Below are 19,624 nucleotides of genomic sequence, written 5' to 3'. Positions count from 1 at the left end.
CCGCATGACCACGCGGATGACCGCCTCGCGGCTCGGCCGGCTCGTGGCCGACGCCGACACCGACGCCGTGCGCGCCGCCGTCGCCGACGCCCCCCGGCTGCTGGCCGGCACGGTCGAGCACGCCGGGGACGACGGCTGGACGCCCCTGCACCTCGCCGTCGCGCAGGGCCGCGAGGACGTCGTCCGCGTGCTCGTCGACGCCGGCGCGGACCTCGGCGCACGCACCGGGTCGGGCCGGACGCCGCTGCACGTGGCCGTCGAGCACGCGCCGCACCTCGTCGGCGTCCTCACCGGCCTGGGCGCGGCGGTCGACGCGCCGGCGGCCGCGTTCCTCGACGACGCCGACCGGCTCGCCGCCGAGCTCGACGACGGCGCGCCGCTGCGCGACCCCGCCGGCGGCTGGGACCTGCTCACCGTCGCCGCGGCCGGCGGCGCTGCCCGCGCGGTGCGCCTGCTGCTCGACCGCGGCGCCGACCCCGACGGCGGGGCGCTGGCCGCGGCGGCCGGCACCTGCCGGCCCGACCTGGTGCGGGTGCTGCTCGACGCCGGCGCCACCGTCGGCCGCCGCGACCCCGACACCGGCCGCACCGCGCTGCACGAGGCCGTCGCGGCCGGCCCGGGCGGCGACGCGCCCGAGGTCGTGCGGCTCCTGGTGGCCGCCGGTGCCGACGTCAACGCCACCACCACCGACGGCGCGAGCGCGCTGGACATCGGCCGGGTCGCCGCGGCCCGCCACCGGCGCGACGCAGGTCAGGCCGGTGTCCGCGACGCGCTCGTCGACCTGCTCGTCGCCTCCGGCGCCACCGACTGACCCGGCCGGGCCGCGAGCCGGGACGGCCCGCTCCGCGCGGGTCCGGGGAAACGGACGGGCGTAGACTCCGACCCCGGTCCAGCGACGTCCACCGACGACGAAGAAGGCACTCGCCCCGTGTCACGCGACAACTCATCCCGGCCGTCCACCACCTCGTCCTCCTCCGCGGTGGCGGGTTTCGGCACCAACGAGTGGCTGGTCGAGGAGATGTACCAGCAGTACCTCGCCGACCCGTCCAGCGTGGACCAGGCCTGGCACGAGTTCTTCGCCGACTACCGGCCGGGCAGCCCGGTCGCCGCCAGCGACGACCGCGACGAGGCCACCGCCACCGTCCCCGCCCCCGCCCCCGAGCCGGCGGGCAACGGCGCACCGGCCGACGGTGCGGCCCCGAAGACGCCGGCCCCCGTGGCCGCCGCCACCTCCCCCGAGCGCCCGGCCGTCGCCGACGCCGAGGGCTCGGCCACCCGCCCGAGCAGCCCGCCGTCGCCCCCGGCGCCCCGGAGCCCACGCCGCGCTCGACCCGCGTGCCCGAGCGCACCGAGGCGACCGTCGTCGACCGGGCCGCCGACCGCGCCGACCAGAAGACGGCGGCCGCACCCGCCTCGAAGCCGGCCGCCCCGGCCCCTGCGCCGGCTGCCGCCGCCTCCGACGGGCCCAAGCGGACGCCGCTGCGCGGTGCCGCCGCGAGCGTCGTCAAGAACATGAACGCCTCGCTCACCGTCCCGACGGCGACGAGCGTGCGCGCGGTGCCGGCCAAGCTGCTGGCCGACAACCGCATCGTCCTGAACAACCACCTGAAGCGCTCGCGCGGCGGGAAGGTCTCCTTCACCCACCTGATCGGCTACGCGCTGGTCCGGGCGCTGGACGACTTCCCGAACATGAACGCGGCCTTCGCCGAGGTCGACGGCAAGCCGACCCTCGTGCAGCCCGAGCACGTCAACTTCGGCCTGGCCATCGACCTGCCCAAGGCCGACGGCTCCCGCTCCCTCGTCGTCGCCTCGATCAAGGGCGCCGAGCAGATGGACTTCGCCCAGTTCTGGGGCGCCTACGAGGACGTCATCCGCCGCGCCCGCGCCGGCAAGCTGACCCTCGAGGACTTCCAGGGCACCACGATCAGCCTCACCAACCCCGGCACGATCGGCACCGTCCACTCGGTGCCGCGGCTGACCGCCGGCCAGGGCGCGATCATCGGCGTCGGGGCCATGGAGTACCCGGCCGAGTTCCAGGGGATGAGCCCCGAGGCGCTGACCGATCTCGGCATCTCCAAGATCATCACGCTGACCTCGACCTACGACCACCGGATCATCCAGGGCGCCGAGTCCGGCGACTTCCTGCGCCGGCTGCACGCGCTGCTGCTCGGCGAGGACGGCTTCTACGACGAGGTCTTCCGGTCGCTGCGCTGCCCCTACGAGCCGGTGCGCTGGATGCCCGACGTCCGGGTCAGCCGCGAGGGGGAGATCGACAAGGAAGCCCGGGTCATCGAGGTCATCGAGTCCTACCGGCGCAACGGCCACCTGCTGGCCGACACCGACCCGCTCGAGTTCAAGGTCCGCAGCCACCCCGACCTCGACATCCTCCAGCACGGGCTCACGCTGTGGGACCTCGACCGCACCTTCCCCGTCGGCGGCTTCGCCGGCGAGAAGGTCATGGCCCTGCGCGACATCCTCGGCGTGCTGCGCAACTCCTACTGCCGCACCGTCGGTGTGGAGTACATGCACATCACCGACCCCGAGGAGCGCGAGTGGCTCCAGTCGCGGGTCGAGGTCAAGGCCGAGCAGCCCGACCGGGAGAAGCAGAAGCACATCCTCGGCCGGCTCAACGCCGCCGAGGCGTTCGAGAACTTCCTGCAGACCAAGTACGTCGGGCAGAAGCGGTTCAGCCTCGAGGGTGGCGAGTCGCTGATCCCGGTCCTCGACGAGGTGCTCATCGCCGGCACCGACCACGGCCTCGACGAGGTCGCGATCGGCATGCCGCACCGCGGCCGGCTCAACGTGCTGGCCAACGTGCTCGGCAAGAGCTACGCCAAGATCTTCGGCGAGTTCGAGGGCAACATCGACCCCGGCACCGTGCAGGGCTCCGGCGACGTCAAGTACCACCTCGGCGCCGAGGGGACCTTCGAGAACCCGTTCCGCCCGGGCGCGAAGATCGACGTCTCGCTGGCGAGCAACCCCTCGCACCTGGAGACGGTCAACCCCGTCCTCGAGGGCGTCGTCCGCGCCAAGCAGGACATGATCGACAAGGGCGAGCAGGGCTTCACCGTCCTGCCGGTCCTGCTGCACGGCGACGCGGCCTTCGCCGGCCAGGGGGTCGTCCAGGAGACGCTGAACCTCTCCCAGCTGCGCGGCTACCGCACCGGCGGCACCGTGCACGTCGTCGTGAACAACCAGGTCGGCTTCACCACCAGCCCGGCCTCGTCGCGGTCGAGCCTCTACTCGACCGACGTCGCGCGGATGGTCAACGCGCCGGTCTTCCACGTCAACGGCGACGACCCCGAGGCGTGCGTGCGCGTGGCCCGGCTGGCCGTCGAGTACCGGCAGGCGTTCAAGAAGGACGTCGTCATCGACCTGGTCTGCTACCGCCGCCGCGGGCACAACGAGGGCGACGACCCGTCGATGACCCAGCCCCTGATGTACGAGATCATCGACCGCAAGCGCTCGGTGCGGAAGCTCTACACCGAGGCGCTGGTCGGCCGCGGCGACATCACGCTGCAGGAGGCCGAGGAGGCGCTGAAGGACTTCCGCGGGCAGCTCGAGCGGGCCTTCGCCGAGACGCACGACATCACCGAGACCCCGAAGCCCCAGCCGGTCATGGACCAGCCGGCGCAGCAGGTCTCGCCCGTCACCACCGCCGTCTCGGCCGAGGTGATGAAGGCGATCGGCGACGCGCACGTCTCGCTGCCGCAGGACTTCACCGCGCACCCGAAGCTCAAGCGGATGCTCGAGCGGCGCGCGGCGATGGTCAGCGAGGGCGGCATCGACTGGGCGATGGGCGAGCTGCTCGCCTTCGGGTCCCTGCTCATGCAGGGCGTCCCGGTGCGGCTGGCCGGTCAGGACTCCCGCCGCGGCACGTTCGTGCAGCGGCACGCGGTCCTCATCGACCGGGAGACCGCCGGCGAGTACACACCGCTGGCCCACCTGTCCGGGGACCAGGCGAAGTTCTTCGTCTACGACTCGCTGCTCAGCGAGTACGCCGCGCTCGGCTTCGAGTACGGCTACTCGGTGGCCAACCCCCGGGCCCTGGTCCTCTGGGAGGCGCAGTTCGGCGACTTCGTCAACGGCGCGCAGATGGTCATCGACGAGTTCATCTCCTCCGGCGAGGCCAAGTGGGGACAGCGCTCGGGCGTGGTGCTGCTCCTGCCGCACGGCCTCGAGGGCCAGGGCCCGGACCACTCCAGCGGCCGCATCGAGCGGTTCCTGCAGCTGTCGGCGGAGAACAACATGACCGTCGCCAACTGCTCGACCCCGGGGAACTACTTCCACCTGCTCCGCCGGCAGGCGCTCTCCGACGTGCACCGGCCGCTGGTCGTGTTCACGCCGAAGTCGCTCCTGCGCGCCAAGGCCGCCGTCAGCCCGGTCGCGGACTTCACCGACGAGGGCTTCCGCCCGGTGCTCGGCGACCCGGGCGTGGGCGGCGAGCCGCTCGACGACGCCGCGGTGCGCCGGGTCCTGCTGTGCAGCGGCAAGGTCGCCTACGACCTGCTCGCCCAGCGGGAGAGCGAGGGCCGCGCCGACACCGCCGTCCTGCGGGTCGAGCAGCTCTACCCGCTGCCGGCCGAGCAGATCCGCACGGCGCTCGACCGCTACCCGAACGCCGGAGACCTCGTCTGGGTCCAGGAGGAGCCGGCGAACATGGGCGCCTGGCAGTTCATGGCCTGCAACCTGCCCGAGCACCTCGACGGCCGGGCGCTGCGCCGGGTCAGCCGGAAGGCCTCGGCCAGCCCGGCGGTCGGCTCGGCCAAGGTGCACGAGGTCGAGCAGAAGGAGCTCATCGCCCAGGCCTTCGCCGACTGAGCACGGACGTGCACTCCACGGGAGGACGTTCCGGCCGTGTACTTCACTGATCGCGGGCTGGAGGAGCTGGCCGACCGGCGGGGCGGGGAGCAGGTCACCCTCGCCTGGCTGGCCGACCAGCTGCAGGCCTTCGTCGACCAGAACCCCGACTTCGAGGTGCCGATCGAGCGGCTGGCCACCTGGCTGGCCCGCGGCGGCACGGACGACGTCGACGACGACTGACTGACGCCTGACCGCACGATCAGCTGAGCTGGTCGCGCCGCGTCCTGGCTCACCGCCCACGGTGAGCCAGGACGCGGCCCGGTGAGCCTGCCTGATCCTCCCGCCGGTGCGCCTGCACCGGCCGGGCCGCGGACGGCGGCACGCTGTGTCCGTGCTCGGTCACTCACACGCCCTCTCCGGCCTCGCGGCGGGCGCGGCGACCCTCCCCTGGGCGCCCGTCGAGGGCACCGTCGCCCAGGTCGCCTGGGTCGCCGCAGCCGGCGGGTTCGCCATGCTGCCCGACCTCGACCACACCGGCTCCACGGTCTCGGACATGTGGGGCCCGGTGACCGACGTCCCCTCCGGGGCGATCGGCCGGCTGGCCGGCGGGCACCGCTGGGGCACCCACGACGCGCTCCTCGCGCCGCTGGCCTTCGGGGCGCTGGCGCTCGCGGCGGCCAACCTGTTCTGGTCGAGCCTCGTGGTGATGGCGCTGGCGATCGGCCTGGCGCTGCGGGCGCTGCACTTCGTCATCCCCGGCCGCGCGGAGAACACCGTCGTCGGCAACCTGCTGCTGTCCTTCGGCGGCGCCTGGCTGCTGCTCGCGCACTCCCCCCAGCCGACGTGGCTGCCGGCCGCGGTCGGGCTCGGCGTGCTCACCCACATCGCCGGGGACCTCATCACCAGGCAGGGCGTGCCGCTGCCGGTGCTGTGGCTGGCCAAGCGCAAGCGGATCGCGCTCACGCCCATGCGCACCGGGACGACGCTGGAGAAGGCGGTGCTCGCCCCGCTGTTCCTCGGCGTCGCGGTGTGGTTCGTCTATGCCAACACCGGCGCGCGCGAGGCGCTGGACCCCTACCTGCAGGACCTGCTCAGCCTCGGATAGGGCCCGGCGGCGCTAGCGTGCGCGGACGATGACCGACGTCCGCTCCGCGCCGCGCTGGTGGCTGCCGGTGCTGCGCGCCCTCCCGCGCGCGGTGGCCGCCGCGCTGTGGACCGCCGTCGACAGCGGCCGGCCGCCGTGGCGGCCCGCCGGCGGCGCTGGGACCGCGCGCTGCTGCTGGTGGCCGTGGTCTACGCGTTCGTCGTCGCGACGACGACGTCGGGCTCCGGCGAGCCGCGGGTCAGCGGCGGCCTGTTCCTCCTGTGCGCCGCGCCGCTGCTGGTCGGCCTCGTCCTCGCGGTGCGGCGGCCGCTGGACGGCTGGCGGCTGTCGCTGCTGGGCCTGGTCCTCACCGGGTACGTGCTGCCCCCTCCCCCGGCGCCGGCGCCCGTCCTGGAGGGCTGGCAGTGGCTGCTCTGGTGCCCGGTGCTGCTCGCCGCGGCGTGGGCCTCGGCGCGGCGGGTCAGCGTCGGCGTGGCCGTCGTCTCGCTGGTCCTGGTGACGGTGCTCGGCGCGACCACCCCGTGGCCGGTCGACCTGCGGCTGACGCTGCCGATCGGCGTCGTCGGTGTCCTGGCGTCGCTGGTCGTGGGCGGCAGCCTCGGCGCCCGGTGGGACGCCCGCCGCGCGCTGGAGGCGGAGCAGGCCCGGACGGCGGAGGCGCAGGCCGCGCGCGGGGCGCTGGCCGAGCGGGCCCGGATCGCCCGGGAGATGCACGACGTCGTCGCCCACCACCTCTCGCTGATCGCCGTGCGCTGCGAGACCGCGCCCTACCGGCTGGCGCCCCTCGACGAGCGCGCGGGAGCCGAGCTCGCCGAGGTGGCCGGCACCGCGCGCTCGGCGCTCACCGAGCTGCAGCGGCTGCTGGGGGTGCTGCGCACCGAGGACCAGTCCGCCGAGCGGGCACCGCAGCCGGGCACCGCCGACCTGGGCGAGCTGTTCGCCGGCGTCCGGGCGGCGGGCACCGACCTGGAGGTCTCGGTCGAGGACGTCGACCTGCCCGACACCCTCGGCCTGACCGTGTACCGGATCGTGCAGCAGGCGGTGTCCAACGCCGCCCAGCACGCACCGGGCGCGCCGGTGCGGGTGACGGTGGGTCGCGCGGACGGCGTCCTGCGGGTCGAGGTGGTCAACGGCCCGGGTCGCGCGCCGGGCACCGCCGGAGCCGGTGCCGGGCTGGCCGGGATGCGGGAGCGGGCCGAGCTGCACGGCGGCCGGCTCACCGCGGGCCCCACGCCCGACGCCGGGTTCCGGGTGCTCGCCGAGCTCCCGCTGGCGGAGGTCGCCGGGTGATCCGGGTGGTGCTGGTCGACGACCAGGAGATGGTCCGCGAGGGCTTCGCCGCACTGCTCGGCGCCCAGCCCGACATCGAGGTGGTCGGAGCGGCCGGCGACGGCGCCGCCGCGCTGCGCACGCACGCCGAGCTGGTCGCCGCCGGCTGCACCCCCGACGTCGTCCTCATGGACGTCCGGATGCCGGTGCTCGACGGGCTGGAGGCGACGCGGACGCTGCTGGCCGGGGACGGGCCGCACCCGCGGGTGCTGGTCCTCACCACCTTCGACCTCGACGACTACGTCTACGACGCGCTGCGCGCCGGGGCGAGCGGCTTCCTGCTCAAGCACGCGCCCGCCGCGGAACTGCTGCACGCGGTGCGGGTGGTCGCGGCCGGGGACGCGCTGCTCGCGCCTGCCGTCACCCGCCGGCTGATCGCCGACTTCGTCGCCGCCCGCCCGGTGACACCCGCCCCGACCCGGCCGCAGGTGCTCGCGGCGCTCACCGAGCGGGAGGCCGAGGTGCTGGGGCTGGTCGCGCGGGGACTGTCGAACACCGAGATCGCCGCGCACCTGGTGCTCGCCGAGCAGACGGTGAAGACGCACGTGAGCCGCGTCCTCACCAAGCTCGGGCTGCGCGACCGGGCGCAGGCGGTGGTACTGGCGTACGAGACCGGGCTGGTCGCACCGGGCTCCTGAGTACCCCGGTAGCACCCGCGGGACGGCTCCCCGGTGTGACGATCCGCAGCGCCGTCCTGCCTAGCGTCGGGCAGCGTGAGAAACCGCTGGGGAGCCGCGTTCCTGCTGCTCGGCGCGCTGTGGACGGTGGCGGCGCAGCCGTCGGAGGCGGCCGTGCCGGGACCGGTGCGGCTGGACGCGACGTGCGCCGCGGACCTCGCCGCGCGGCTCGGGGAGGGCACCGTGATCGGCTGCGACCCGGCCGGCCGGGGCCTCGCCGTCGTCGTCCTCGGCGACCTCGCGACCGCCGCGCACGTGACCGTCCTCGTGCCCGGGTCCGACGTCGACCTGGCCCGGCTCGCCCGGCCGTTCGCGTGGGCGCAGGCGCTGGCCGGCGCCGGCGGTCCCGGCCTCGCCGTCGTCGTCTGGGTCGGGTACGGGACGCCCGACGGGCTCGGGGTCGACGCCGCCGGCGGGCGGCTCGCCCGCGCCGGGGCGGCCGCGCTGGTCCGGTTCGTCGACGACCTGCGGACCGGCGCGCACGTCACCGTGGTCGGGCACAGCTACGGCGCGGTGGTGACCGCGCTGGCCGCCCGCCACCTGGCGGCCGACGACCTCGTCCTGCTGGGCAGCCCCGGTGCGCGGGCCGACTCGGTGGCCGGGCTCGGCACCCGTGCCCGCGTCTGGGCCGGCCGCGCCGACGACGACTGGATCGGCCGGGTCCCGAACGTCCGCGTCGGCGACCTCGGGCACGGCGCCGACCCGGCCGATCCGGACTTCGGCGCGCGCGCGGTCCCGGTCGACGGGGTCGCGGGGCACGACGGCTACCTCGCGCCCGGCACGGCCTCCCTGACCGCCGTCGCCGCCGTCGCGACCGGCCGCGCCGGGGCGGTCGCGGCGTGACCCGGGACCGCGGCGTCGACGTGCTGCGCGGGCTGGCGGTGACCGGCGTCGTCGCCGGGCACTGGCTGGTCACCGCACCCGGCGTCCCCGGTGCCGTGGACGGGCGGGTGGCCACGGCCAGCCCGCTGCGGGAGATGCCGGCGCTGGCGCCCGCGAGCTGGCTGCTGCAGACACTGGCGCTGTTCTTCCTCCTCGCCGGCTGGGCCGCCGCCCGGAGCACCGGCGGGACGACGCGGGCGGCGCGGCTGCGGCGCCTGGCCGTCCCGGTCGGCGCCCTCGTCACGGGGGTGGTGGGGCTGGCGACCGCGCTGGCCGTGTCCGGGGCCCCGCAGGGCGTCGTCCGGACGGTCGTCGTCCTGTCGCTGCGGCCGCTGTGGTTCCTCGGCGTGTACCTGGTGCTCTCGCTGGCCACGCCGCTGCTCGTGCGGCTCGACGCCCGCCTCGGCCCGGCGGCCGCGGCCCTGCCCCTCGCGCTCGCGCTGACCGGCCCGCTCGTGCCGGGCACCGTGTGGACCACCCTCTGCGCCTGGTGGGTGCCGTGGCAGCTCGGCGTCGCGACGGCCCGCCGGCCGCTGGGCCGCGGGACCTGTGTCGCACTCCTCGCCGGTGGTACGGCGGCGGTGCTGCTGCTGGTGCAGGTCGCCGGGCTGCCCGCGACCGCCGTCGGGGTGCCGGGCGCCGCGGCGTCCAACCTCGACCCGCCGTCGGCCGCGACGCTGGCCCTCGGTCTGGCGCAGGCCGGCGCCGCGGGCCTGCTGCTGCCCCTGCTGCGCCGGGCCGGCGGTCCGGTGCCCGACGCCGCGGTCCGGCTGGGCCGGGCAGCCCTCCCGGTGTTCCTGCTGCACCAGCCGCTGTTCGTCCTGCTGTGGCTGGGGCCCCTGCCGCTCGGGCCCCTGCCGGGCCTGCACGACGCCCCGGACGACCCCGGCTGGCTGCTGGCCCGGGCCTGCTGGACCTGCGTCCTCGCGCTGGTGCTGGCCCGGGTGCTCGGGCCGGTCCCGCGGCAGGCGGAACGGCGCTAGCGTCCGGCCGTGGCCCGGCTGCGTGTCCTGCTGGTGGCGCTCGCCTGCGCCGGGTGCGGCGCGGCCGGCACGGCACCGGAGCCGCCGCCCGCGGAGTTCACCGGCCGGGACCCGCTGCCGGCCTGCCCCGAGCAGGACCTCGGCCAGGGCGGGCGGGTGGACCCGGAGGCGGCCGCGTGCCTGGACGACGGCCGCGCCGGCGGTGGCGCCGAGCTCGCCGTCACCCGGCCGACCACCGAGGGGGACCCGATCACCTCGTGGTACCGCGCCCGGCCCGGCGTCCCCGGCCTGGAGGTGTTCGTCGACGGCAGCCGCGACCGCTTCGGCACCGGCGACTGGCTGCGGCTGGACTGCCCCCGCGCCACCTCCCCCGAGGACCTCGGGGACTGCACCGAGGACGTCCTGGGCTGAGTCGGGCGCCGGCGGCGGCTACGGTCCCCCGCTGTGACCGCCGTCGCGCCCCGCCTCAGCCGGGGCACCCACCTCGGCTACGCCGCCGGATCGATCGGGACGGCTGCCTTCGGGACCGTGCCCGGCCTGCTGCTGCTCTACTACCTGACCGACGTGCTGGGGATCGCCGCCGGCCTCGCCGGGCTGGTCGTCTTCGCGCCCAAGGCCTGGGACGTGCTGCTCAACCCGTGGATCGGCAGCCGCTCGGACCGCACCACGGGCCGCTGGGGACCGCGCCGGCCGTGGATGCTGGCCGGCGGGCTGGCGCTGCCGCCGCTGTTCGTGCTGGTCTTCGCCGGCCCGGGGGCGCCACCGGCGCTGGCGGCGACGTGGGTGGCGGTCACCTTCCTGCTCGCGGCAACCGCCTACGGCTGCTTCCAGGTGCCCTACGTGGCCCAGCCCGCCGAGATCACCGACGACCCGGGCGAGCGGGCCACGCTCATGTCGTGGCGGGTGGCCGCGCTCGCGCTGGGCATCCTGCTGGCCGGCGCGGGCGCGCCCGCGGTGGTCGACGCCTTCGGCGGGGGCCGCGGCGGGCACCTGGCGATGGCGGTGTTCGTGGCGCTGCTCCTCGCCGGCGGGATGCTCGGCGCGGTCGCCGGCACCCGTCACGCCCCCACCCTCACCCGCGCCACCAGCGAGGGCCGGCTCGGCGCCACGCTGGCGCTCACCTGGCGGTCCCGGCCGTTCCGGGTCCTGCTCACCGGCTTCGTCGTCCAGGCGCTCGGGATCGGCGTCATGCTCGCCGGCGTCCCGTACTACTCCGAGCAGGTGCTCGGCGACCCCGCGGCCGGATCGCTGCTGTTCGCCGCGCTGGTCGGCCCGGCGGTCCTCGTCATGCCGCTGTGGCTGCGGGTCAGCCGGCGGCTCGGCAAGCGCACCGGCCTGCTGGCCTCCTCGGCGCTGTTCGCCTTCGCGGCGGCCGGGCTGGCGTACGTGGACACCGGCGGCACCGGGTTCGCCGTCGCGCTCGTCGTGCTCGTCGGCGTGGGCTACGCGGGCATGCAGATGTTCCCGCTGGCGATGCTGCCCGACGTCGTCGCCGCCGACGAGGCCGCGTCGGGGAAGCGGCGGGCGGGCGTCTTCACCGGCGTGTGGACGGCGGCCGAGACGCTCGGGCTCGCCGTCGGCCCCGGCCTGCTCGGGCTGCTGCTCGGCGCGGCCGGCTACGTGTCCTCCAGCGGCGACGACGCCGTGCAGTCCTCCGGCGCGGTGCTCGCCGTGCGACTGGGCTTCTCGGTCGTCCCCGCCCTGTTCGTGCTGGCCAGCCTGCCGGTGCTGGCCCGCTACCGGCTCGACCCCGTCCCCGCCCCGACCCAGGAGGTCCCCGCGTGATGCCGCAGGAGGTGCTGGCCGAGCTCACCGCGCTGCAGGCCGGCGACGTGCCCACCCACGGGGGCTCGACGATGGCCTACGTCTACGACTCCGGCCGGGCCGACGTGGACTCCCTGGCCGCCGCCGCCCAGGCCGCCTTCCAGTGGACCAACGCGCTGGACCCGACCGCCTTCCCCAGCGTCGCCCGCATCGAGGACGACCTGGTGGGCGCCGCGGCCGACCTGCTGGGCGGCGGCCCGGCCACGGTCGGCACGGTCACCAGCGGCGGCACCGAGAGCTGCCTGCTCGCGGTACTCGCGGCCCGCGAGCGGTGGCGGGCACGCGGCGGCACCGGGCGGCCGCGGCTGGTGCTGCCGGTCACCGCGCACGCCGCGTTCCGCAAGGCCGCGCACCTGTTCGACCTCGAGGTGGCCGACGTCGCCGTCGACCCGGTCACCTGCCGCGCGCTGCCCCCGGCGGTGGCCGACGCCCTCGACGCCCGCACGGCGCTGGTCGTGGTCAGCGCGCCGTCGTACCCGCACGGCGTGCTCGACCCGGTCGGCGAGGTGGCCGCGCTCGCCGCCGCCGCGGGCGTCCCCTGCCACGTGGACGCGTGCATCGGCGGGTGGGTGCTGCCGTTCCTCGACGACGTCCCGGAGCCCTTCGACCTGTCGGTGCCCGGTGTGACCTCGCTGTCGGTCGACCTGCACAAGTACGGCTACGCGCCCAAGGGCGTCTCGGTGCTCCTCACCGCCGAGCCGGAGCTGCGGCAGGGGCACTGGTTCAGCACCGCGGCCTGGCCGGGGTACCCGGTGGTCAACCCGACGCTGGCCGGCACGCGTCCCGCCGGGCCGATGGCCGCCGCGTGGGCGGTGCACCGGTGGCTCGGCCGCGACGGCTACGCGGAGCTGGCGCGGGCCACGCGGGCGGCCACGGTCGCGCTGGCCGAGGGCGCGGCGGCCGTCGCCGGGCTGCGGGTGGTGGGCACGCCGGTCGCCACGCTGGTGGCGCTCGCGCAGGACGGCCCGGACGGCGTCGACGTGCTGAACCTCGCCGACGAGGCCACCGCGCGCGGGTGGCTGCTGCAGCCGCAGCCGCCCCATCCCCAGCCCGGTGGCGCGGACCTGCCCGCCACGCTGCACCTCACCGTCACCGGCGCGACGGCCGGCCGGGTCGACGCCCTCCTCGCCGACCTCGCCGACGCGGCCCGCGCCGCCGCGGCGCTGCCCCGCCGGTGGCCGACCCCGGCCTGGTCGCGGCGGCCGCGACGATCGACCCGGCGGCGCTGACCGTGGCCGAGGTCGACGCGCTGCTGGAGGTGGCCGGCGTCGGCGGCGGACGGCTGCCCGAGCGCATGGCGCCGGTGCACGCGCTGGTCGCCGCGCTCCCCCGCCCGGTCGCCGAGCGGCTGCTGGCCGGCGTCCTCGACCTGGTCTACCGGCCCCGTCGGGCGGCGCTCACCGAGTGACGCCCTCGTCGCGGGCGCAGGCGGCCACGGCCTCGGCGACCGCGGTGGCCACCCGCCGGTCCAGCGGGCTGGGGACGACGTGGCCCGGCGCGAGGTCCTCGCCGACGACGCCGGCGATCGCCTCGGCCGCCGCGAGCTTCATCGCCTCGGTGATCGCCGTGGCGCCGGCGTCGATGGCGCCCCGGAAGACACCGGGGAAGGCCAGCACGTTGTTGATCTGGTTGGGCAGGTCGCTGCGCCCGGTGGCCACCACCGCCGCGTACCGCGCCGCCATCTCCGGGTCGACCTCGGGCGTGGGGTTGGCCAGCGAGAACACGATGCAGCCCGGCGCCATCGAGGCGATCGCGGCCTCGGGCACCGAGCCCCCGGACAGCCCGAGGTAGACGTCGGCGCCCTCGAGTGCGCCGGTCATCGTGCCCGCGTATCCGGCCCGGTTGGTGTGCTCGGCGACCCAGCGCTTGACCGGGGTGAGGTCCTCGCGGCCCGCGTGCAGGACCCCGCGGGAGTCGGCGACGGCGATGTCACCGACGCCCGCCCCGAGCAGGATCTTCGTGCACGCGATGCCCGCCGCGCCGGCCCCGGCGACGACGACCCGCAGGTCGCCCAGCCCGCGGCCGGTCACCCGCGCCGCGTTGCGCAGCGCGGCGAGGACGACGATCGCCGTCCCGTGCTGGTCGTCGTGCATGACCGGGACGTCCAGCCGCGCGCGCAGCCGCTCCTCGATCTCGAAGCAGCGCGGCGCGCTGATGTCCTCGAGGTTGATCCCGCCGAAGGACGGCGCGATCGCGACGACGGTCTCGACGATCGCGTCGACGTCGGTGGTCGACAGCACGACCGGCACCGACGACAGCCCGGCGAACTCGCTGAACAGGCAGGCCTTGCCCTCCATCACCGGCAGCGCCGCGGCCGGGCCGATGTCGCCCAGGCCCAGGACGGCGGTGCCGTCGGAGACGACCGCGACCACGCGCGGCGCCCAGGTGAACCGCCGGGCCAGCGCCGGCTCCGCGGCGATCGCGCTGGACACGCGGGCGACGCCCGGCGTGTAGGTGAGCGCGAGGTCCTCGCGGGTCTCGATCGGGCGGGTCGGGCGTACGCCGAGCTTGCCGCCCTCGTGGACCGCGAAGGCGGGGTCCTGCGAGAAGCGGTCAGGCCCGTCGCCGACGGGACCCGTCTCTGCGCCCATGGACCCCGGAGGGTAGTGCTGTGACACAGGTCGCCGCGTCGTGCACCCCCTCGGGGCGAGGTCGGGCACCCGCGCCCTCGCTACCGTGCCGCCGTGGAGATCCGCGAGCTCGCCGTGCCGGACGGCTACGTCCTCGACCTGGTGCCGCACGGCGACGACCGGGGCCGCTTCACCGAGTGGTACCGGGCCGACGTGCTCGCCTCGGCCACGGGGTGGGCGCTGCCGCTGGCCCAGGCCAACCACAGCGTCTCGGCGCGCGGCGTCCTGCGCGGCGTGCACTTCGCGCTGGTGCCCCCGGGGCAGGCCAAGTACGTCTACTGCCCGGCGGGGCGGGTGCTCGACGTCGTCGTCGACGTCCGGGTCGGCTCCCCCACGTTCGGCGTCTCCGAGGCCGTCCTGCTCGACTCCGCGCAGCCGCGCGCGGTCTTCCTCGCCGAGGGGCTCGGCCACGCCTTCCTCGCCCTCGAGGAGGGCTCGTCGGTCACCTACCTGGTCTCCTCGGGCTACTCGCCCGGCCGGGAGTTCGGCGTCTCCCCGCTGGACCCCGAGCTGGACCTGCCGTGGCCGGCCGACGTCGAGGTGCGGCTGTCGGACAAGGACCGGGCCGCGCCCACGCTGGCGCAGGCCCGCGAGCAGGGGATCCTGCCGACGATGGAGCAGTGCGCCGCCCGCTACGCCGAGCTCCGCGGCTGACCGCGGTCCGGCGGCGGCCCCAGGCGGCCCGGCCACGGCCGCAGCCGGGCCACCACCCGACCCACGGCCACCGCCGGTCCGTAGGCGCGGCTGTCGTCGGTGACCAGCGTGTTGTCCCCGCGGACGTCGACGGTGCCGCCCTCGAGCACCCGGTGCACGCGCTTGACCACGAGCAGGTCGGGGCGGGACGGGAACCGGGCCAGGACGACGTCGCCCACCCGGGCCCGGCCGGGTCGCAGCCGGCGCACCAGGAGCCGGTCGCCGTGGCGCACGGTCGGCGTCATCGACGGGCCGGTGACCCGCGCGAGGACCCACGGAGCCGGCAGCGGCGGGACGGGTCGCTCGCCGGTGTGGGGGGTGATCACCGAGAGTAGGGTCGCAGACGACCAGATCCCGCGACATCCGGAGGTAGGGACATGCTGCTCAGCCGCGTGTTCTCCGCCGTGGAGGCAACCGCGCACTGCGACCTCCCGTGCGGCGTGTACGACCCGGCCCAGGCCCGCATCGAGGCGGAGTCCGTGAAGGCCATCCAGCAGAAGTACCAGGGCAGCGACGACGAGGTCTTCAAGCAGCGCTGCGTGCTGATCAAGGAGCAGCGCTCCGACCTGGTCAAGCACCACCTGTGGGTGCTGTGGACCGACTACTTCAAGCCCCCGCACTTCGAGAAGTACCCGCAGCTGCACGAGCTGTTCAACAAGGCCACCAAGCAGGCCGGCGCGGCCGGCGGCAAGGGCAGCATGGACCCCGCCGAGGGCCAGAAGCTGCTCGACTACATCGCCGAGATCGACCGGATCTTCTGGGAGACCAAGGCCGCCGCCTGAGCGGGGACCTCCGTGCCCCCACCGCTCGCACGCTCGCGGCGGGCCCCTGCACGGAGGCCGCACAGCACGACCGCGGCCGGTGGGCTCCCCGCCCACCGGCCGTCGCCGTCCCCGGGCACCGATGAGTCCGGGCACCTCCGCCGGTCAGACCCCCGACACCCGACCCGAGGAGACCCGATGGCCGTCCGGCTCAACCCCTACCTGCACTTCTCCGGCAACGCGCGCGAGGCGATGGAGCTCTACCGCTCGGTCCTCGGCGGGCACCTGGAGGTCATGACCTTCGGCGACGTCGGCGGGGGCGGTGGCGAGTACCCCGACGACGGTGTCATGCACGCCTTCCTGCGCACCGAGCACGGCCTGGAGCTCATGGCCTCCGACGGCCACGACCCCGACGCCGGCGGCCCGGACAAGGTCTCGCTGTCGCTGTCCGGCGACGACCGGGACACGCTCTCGCGCTGGTTCGAGGCGCTGGCCGCCGACGGCGGGACGGTCGACGTCCCCCTCGGAAAGCAGGTCTGGGGTGACGTCTTCGGCCAGGTGACCGACCGGTTCGGCATCCGCTGGCTGGTCAACGTGGCCACGCCCGCCGTGTAGGCGACCCGCGGGGCCGCTCCCGGCGGGTGGGCCGGGGCGCCGGCCGGCCCCGGTACCGTCGGACCTCGATGCGCATCGACCGGGCCGGGTGGCCCTTCATCACCGGACCCCTCGCACCGGCCGCCCTGCTGGCCGCGGCCGGCGCCGGCACCGGACGCCGCTGGGCACGGGTCGCCGCCTGGCCGTTCCTCGCCCTGTCGGCCTACATGCTGCTGTTCTTCCGCGACCCCGAGCGCGCCTGCGACCGGGTCGAGCCGCCGGCCGACGTTGTCCTCTCCCCCGCCGACGGCATGGTGATGGTCGCCGGGGAGCCGCAGGAGGGCGTGGCCCCGGAGCCGGCCCCCGCGGGCGGCTGGCAGCAGGTCAGCGTCTTCCTGTCCGTGGTGGACGTGCACGTCAACCGCTCGCCCTACCGGGGCGAGGTGGTCGAGAGCTCCTACCGCCCGGGCAGCTTCCTGGCCGCCTACCGCGCGGAGTCCGCGCACCGCAACGAGCGCAGCGAGCTGTGGCTGCGCGACGGCGAGCGCACCGTCGTCTTCCGGCAGCTCGTCGGCGTGCTCGCGCGCCGGATCGTCACGCGCACCGGTGTCGGCCGGCGGCTGGCCACCGGCGAGCGCTTCGGCCTCATGAAGTTCGGCTCGCGCATGGACGTCTTCCTGCCGGCCGAGTGCACGCTGACGGTGCGGAAGGGGCAGCGGGTGCGCGGCGGGGAGACCGTCATCGCCCGCTGGCCCGACGCGGGCTGAGGGGACCACGGTGCCCAGTTCCGCCTCGGGTGAGGGGCGGCCGGTCCCGACGCGGCGCACGGCCACCGTCGAGTTCGTCCGCGGGTCGGTGCGCGGCAGCCGCCGTCGCGCGCTGGCGACCCTGCCCAGCCTCTTCACGCTGGGCAACATGCTGTGCGGCTTCGCCGCCATCCTGGTGTCGATCCGCGGGCAGTACACGCTCGCCGCGGTGCTCATCGGCCTGTCGGTGCTCTTCGACATCACCGACGGCGCGGTTGCCCGGCTCGTCGGGGCGGTGAGCTCCTTCGGCCTGCAGTTCGACTCGCTGGCCGACCTGGTCTCCTTCGGCCTGGCCCCCGCCCTGCTGGCGTTCACGCTGTTCTCCGAGGGCCGCGACGAGTGGGACCCGCTGGGCTGGGTGGTCTGCTTCCTGTGGGTGGCCTGCGCCGCGATCCGGCTCGCCCGCTTCAACACCACCATCGACCCCACGGCGGACAAGCGGTACTTCACCGGCATGCCCAGCCCCGGCGCAGCGGGGGTCGTGCTCGCCTCCGTCTTCGCCTTCGGCGACCAGATGCAGGGCCGCGACCGGCTGTGGGTGCTGCTCATCGTCGCCGTCCCGGCGCTGCTGATGGTCAGCACCGTCCGGTTCCGGTCGTTCCGCTCGCTGGTCAGCCCGAAGAGCGGGCGCCCCTACGGGCTCGTCGCCGCCGCGATCGCCCTCGTCGTCGGCTTCGCCACCGTCCCCGTGGTCACCGGGTGCGTGCTGGCCTACGGCTACCTGCTGGCACCGGTCCTGGTGCCGCTGCTCTCGCCCCTGACCCGGCTCGTGCCGGCCCGCCTCCGGGAGGTCCTGACGTGAGCGTGCGCCCGATCCGGCCCGACGACGTCCCGGCGGTGGTCGGCCTGGTGCGCGAGCTGGCGGAGTACGAGCAGGCCGCGCACGAGGTGCGGCTGACCGGGGAGCAGCTGGCGGCCGCGCTGTTCGGCGACTCCCCCGCGCTGTTCGGCCACGTCGCCCTCGGGTCCGACGGCGCCGTGGTCGGCACGGCGCTGTGGTTCCTCACCTTCTCCACCTGGCGCGGCACGCACGGCATCCACCTCGAGGACCTCTACGTCCAGCCGGAGCACCGCGGCTCGGGGCTCGGCCGGGAGCTGCTGCGCACGCTGGCCGCCACCTGCGTGGAGCGCGGCTACGCCCGGCTGGAGTGGTCGGTGCTCGACTGGAACGAGCCCTCGATCGCCTTCTACCGCGCTGCCGGCGCCGTGCCCGTGGACGGGTGGACGGTCTTCCGGCTCACCGACGAGGCCCTGACCGGCTTCGCGGCCGACCGGCGCCGTACGGCAGGCTGACGACCGTGACCATCGAGCGCGGCCCCGCCGAGTGCTGGCTGACCGACATGGACGGCGTCCTCGTGCACGAGGGCCTGGCCCTCCCGGGGGCCGCCGACTTCCTCGCCCGCCTGGTCGACACCGGCCGGCGCTTCCTCGTGCTCACCAACAACTCGATCTTCACGCCGCGCGACCTCGCCGCGCGGCTGTCCCGCTCGGGCCTGCAGGTGCCCGAGGAGTCGATCTGGACCTCGGCCCTGGCGACGGCGGACTTCCTCGCCAACCAGCTGCCCGGCGGCTCCGCGTACGTGATCGGCGAGGCGGGCCTGACGACGGCGCTCCACGAGGCCGGGTACACGCTCACCGACACCGACCCGGACTACGTCGTCCTGGGCGAGACCCGCACCTACTCCTTCGAGGCCATCACCCGGGCGATCCGGCTCATCGGCGCCGGCGCGCGCTTCATCGCCACCAACCCCGACGTCACCGGGCCCTCGCCGGAGGGGCCGCTGCCGGCCACCGGGTCGGTCGCCGCGATGATCACCGAGGCCACCGGCGCCAAGCCCTACTTCGTCGGCAAGCCCAACCCGATGATGTTCCGCAGTGCCATGAACCGCATCGACGCGCACTCCGAGAGCACGGTGATGATCGGCGACCGCATGGACACCGACGTCGTCGCCGGCATCGAGGCGGGCCTGGAGACGATCCTGGTGCTGACCGGCTCGACCACCGCCGCCGACGTCGCCCGCTTCCCGTTCCGGCCGAGCCGGGTGCTCGACTCGATCGCCGACGTCGTCGGCCTGGTGTAGCTACCGCTCGGAGAACGCCAGCCGCGCCTCGGGCGTGGCCAGCAGGTACAGCTCGGCGACCGCCAGGACGATCAGCGGGATGCCCAGCAGCGGCTGACCGCCGGGGAACGCGGTGCTGTAGCCGAACAGGCCCAGCAGGATCTGCAGGACGACGACCGGCCCGCGCGCCCACGCCGACAGCCGCCGCAGGCCGACGGCGGCCGCGGCCAGGGCGGCGCCGAAGATCCCGACGTAGACCACCTCGGCCAGCGCGCGGCCCACGCTGTCGGGGTTGCTGGTGACGGTCAGCCAGAGGATCACCAGGGCGCCGCCGACCAGCAGCGCCGCCTCGACCGCGGCCACCAGCGCCGCCCGGACGACCGCGGGCGGCGCGTCGGGCCGCGGGGCCGGGGCGGGCGGGTGGAGGGCTGCGCGGCGCCGCCGAGGAGCCGCTCGGCCCGGCTGGGGCGGCGGCTC

The 19,624-nt window shown here is 75.8% G+C and carries 23 protein-coding genes; 19 read left to right on the top strand and 4 right to left on the bottom strand.

From position 1 onward, the window contains the following. Window positions 1-4 precede the first annotated feature (4 nt). The gene (locus JD79_RS11105) at window positions 5-811 is read left to right on the top strand and encodes an ankyrin repeat domain-containing protein (protein ID WP_110005553.1); all 807 of its coding nucleotides are present in this window, start codon (window positions 5-7) and stop codon (window positions 809-811) included. Between the two features lie 272 nt (window positions 812-1,083). On the opposite strand, the gene JD79_RS23735 is transcribed toward JD79_RS11105, so the two are convergent. Beyond that, complete coding sequence (locus JD79_RS23735; RefSeq protein WP_245900367.1) at window positions 1,084-1,275, bottom strand: hypothetical protein; 192 nt, start codon at window positions 1,273-1,275, stop codon at window positions 1,084-1,086. A 60-nt stretch (window positions 1,276-1,335) separates the two neighbouring features. Between JD79_RS23735 and JD79_RS11095 the strand changes: the two genes are divergently transcribed. From JD79_RS11095 to JD79_RS23730, 11 genes are all read left to right on the top strand, one after another. Then, complete coding sequence (locus JD79_RS11095; RefSeq protein ID WP_110005551.1) at window positions 1,336-4,821, top strand: multifunctional oxoglutarate decarboxylase/oxoglutarate dehydrogenase thiamine pyrophosphate-binding subunit/dihydrolipoyllysine-residue succinyltransferase subunit; 3,486 nt, start codon at window positions 1,336-1,338, stop codon at window positions 4,819-4,821. 36 nt (window positions 4,822-4,857) lie between these two features. Then, the gene (locus tag JD79_RS11090) at window positions 4,858-5,043 is read left to right on the top strand and encodes a DUF6104 family protein (RefSeq protein WP_073421659.1); all 186 of its coding nucleotides are present in this window, start codon (window positions 4,858-4,860) and stop codon (window positions 5,041-5,043) included. 151 nt (window positions 5,044-5,194) lie between these two features. After that, complete coding sequence (locus tag JD79_RS11085) at window positions 5,195-5,908, top strand: metal-dependent hydrolase (protein ID WP_110007630.1); 714 nt, start codon at window positions 5,195-5,197, stop codon at window positions 5,906-5,908. Window positions 5,909-6,013: 105 nt separating this feature from the next. Next, on the top strand, window positions 6,014-7,198 hold the full coding sequence (locus JD79_RS11080; RefSeq protein WP_146220424.1) for a sensor histidine kinase: 1,185 nt from the start codon (window positions 6,014-6,016) through the stop codon (window positions 7,196-7,198). After that, window positions 7,195-7,875, top strand: a complete 681-nt coding sequence (locus tag JD79_RS11075; RefSeq protein WP_110005549.1) for a response regulator — start codon at window positions 7,195-7,197, stop codon at window positions 7,873-7,875. The genes JD79_RS11080 and JD79_RS11075 overlap by 4 nt, the downstream gene beginning before the upstream one ends. Before the next feature lie 75 nt (window positions 7,876-7,950). Then, the gene (locus JD79_RS11070; protein WP_110005548.1) at window positions 7,951-8,757 is read left to right on the top strand and encodes an alpha/beta hydrolase; all 807 of its coding nucleotides are present in this window, start codon (window positions 7,951-7,953) and stop codon (window positions 8,755-8,757) included. Next, complete coding sequence (locus tag JD79_RS11065; protein WP_110005547.1) at window positions 8,754-9,779, top strand: acyltransferase family protein; 1,026 nt, start codon at window positions 8,754-8,756, stop codon at window positions 9,777-9,779. Before JD79_RS11070 ends, JD79_RS11065 begins: the two co-directional genes overlap by 4 nt. A gap of 9 nt (window positions 9,780-9,788) precedes the next feature. Continuing rightward, the gene (locus tag JD79_RS11060) at window positions 9,789-10,190 is read left to right on the top strand and encodes a DUF4362 domain-containing protein (RefSeq protein ID WP_110005546.1); all 402 of its coding nucleotides are present in this window, start codon (window positions 9,789-9,791) and stop codon (window positions 10,188-10,190) included. A 33-nt stretch (window positions 10,191-10,223) separates the two neighbouring features. Further along, the gene (locus tag JD79_RS11055; RefSeq protein WP_110005545.1) at window positions 10,224-11,564 is read left to right on the top strand and encodes an MFS transporter; all 1,341 of its coding nucleotides are present in this window, start codon (window positions 10,224-10,226) and stop codon (window positions 11,562-11,564) included. Then, the gene (locus JD79_RS11050) at window positions 11,564-12,832 is read left to right on the top strand and encodes a pyridoxal phosphate-dependent decarboxylase family protein (protein WP_245900332.1); all 1,269 of its coding nucleotides are present in this window, start codon (window positions 11,564-11,566) and stop codon (window positions 12,830-12,832) included. Before JD79_RS11055 ends, JD79_RS11050 begins: the two co-directional genes overlap by 1 nt. Then, a complete protein-coding gene (locus tag JD79_RS23730; protein ID WP_245900017.1) occupies window positions 12,778-13,011 on the top strand; it encodes a hypothetical protein in 234 nt (77 codons plus the stop codon). The genes JD79_RS11050 and JD79_RS23730 overlap by 55 nt, the downstream gene beginning before the upstream one ends. Here JD79_RS23730 and JD79_RS11045 read toward each other — a convergent pair. Next, window positions 13,001-14,194, bottom strand: coding sequence for an NAD(P)-dependent malic enzyme (locus JD79_RS11045; RefSeq protein ID WP_110005544.1), 1,194 nt, complete (start codon window positions 14,192-14,194; stop codon window positions 13,001-13,003). The two genes, JD79_RS23730 and JD79_RS11045, sit on opposite strands and share 11 nt — an antisense overlap. Window positions 14,195-14,287: 93 nt before the next feature. On the opposite strand from JD79_RS11045, the gene JD79_RS11040 reads away from it, so the two are divergent. Next, window positions 14,288-14,887, top strand: a complete 600-nt coding sequence (locus JD79_RS11040) for a dTDP-4-dehydrorhamnose 3,5-epimerase family protein (protein ID WP_110005543.1) — start codon at window positions 14,288-14,290, stop codon at window positions 14,885-14,887. On the opposite strand, the gene JD79_RS11035 is transcribed toward JD79_RS11040, so the two are convergent. Further along, window positions 14,866-15,252 carry a S26 family signal peptidase gene (locus JD79_RS11035; protein WP_245900016.1) on the bottom strand — a complete coding sequence of 129 codons (387 nt, stop codon included), beginning with the start codon at window positions 15,250-15,252 and terminating at the stop codon, window positions 14,866-14,868. The two genes, JD79_RS11040 and JD79_RS11035, sit on opposite strands and share 22 nt — an antisense overlap. Before the next feature lie 51 nt (window positions 15,253-15,303). On the opposite strand from JD79_RS11035, the gene sodN reads away from it, so the two are divergent. The 6 genes from sodN (at window position 15,304) to JD79_RS11005 (ending at window position 19,168) form a co-directional block, all read left to right on the top strand. Beyond that, window positions 15,304-15,708, top strand: a complete 405-nt coding sequence (gene sodN / locus JD79_RS11030; protein WP_110005542.1) for a superoxide dismutase, Ni — start codon at window positions 15,304-15,306, stop codon at window positions 15,706-15,708. Between the two features lie 177 nt (window positions 15,709-15,885). Beyond that, window positions 15,886-16,302, top strand: a complete 417-nt coding sequence (locus JD79_RS11025; protein ID WP_110005541.1) for a VOC family protein — start codon at window positions 15,886-15,888, stop codon at window positions 16,300-16,302. Between the two features lie 68 nt (window positions 16,303-16,370). Continuing rightward, window positions 16,371-17,048 (top strand): phosphatidylserine decarboxylase, encoded by a 678-nt coding sequence (locus JD79_RS11020; protein ID WP_110007628.1) that lies wholly within the window; start codon window positions 16,371-16,373, stop codon window positions 17,046-17,048. Window positions 17,049-17,058: 10 nt separating this feature from the next. Next, the gene (gene pssA / locus JD79_RS11015) at window positions 17,059-17,889 is read left to right on the top strand and encodes a CDP-diacylglycerol--serine O-phosphatidyltransferase (protein ID WP_110005540.1); all 831 of its coding nucleotides are present in this window, start codon (window positions 17,059-17,061) and stop codon (window positions 17,887-17,889) included. Then, window positions 17,886-18,380: a GNAT family N-acetyltransferase gene (locus JD79_RS11010; RefSeq protein ID WP_110005539.1), complete on the top strand. Its 495-nt coding sequence runs from the start codon at window positions 17,886-17,888 to the stop codon at window positions 18,378-18,380. Before pssA ends, JD79_RS11010 begins: the two co-directional genes overlap by 4 nt. A gap of 5 nt (window positions 18,381-18,385) precedes the next feature. Further along, window positions 18,386-19,168, top strand: a complete 783-nt coding sequence (locus JD79_RS11005) for an HAD-IIA family hydrolase (RefSeq protein ID WP_211307931.1) — start codon at window positions 18,386-18,388, stop codon at window positions 19,166-19,168. Here JD79_RS11005 and JD79_RS11000 read toward each other — a convergent pair whose 3' ends face one another. Beyond that, window positions 19,169-19,510, bottom strand: coding sequence for a hypothetical protein (locus JD79_RS11000; RefSeq protein WP_146220423.1), 342 nt, complete (start codon window positions 19,508-19,510; stop codon window positions 19,169-19,171). Window positions 19,511-19,624 lie beyond the last annotated feature (114 nt).

The organism is Geodermatophilus normandii (genome assembly GCF_003182485.1).
Classification (GTDB): Bacteria; Actinomycetota; Actinomycetes; order Mycobacteriales; family Geodermatophilaceae; genus Geodermatophilus; species Geodermatophilus normandii.
This window is presented reverse-complemented; position numbering and strand designations above follow the sequence as displayed.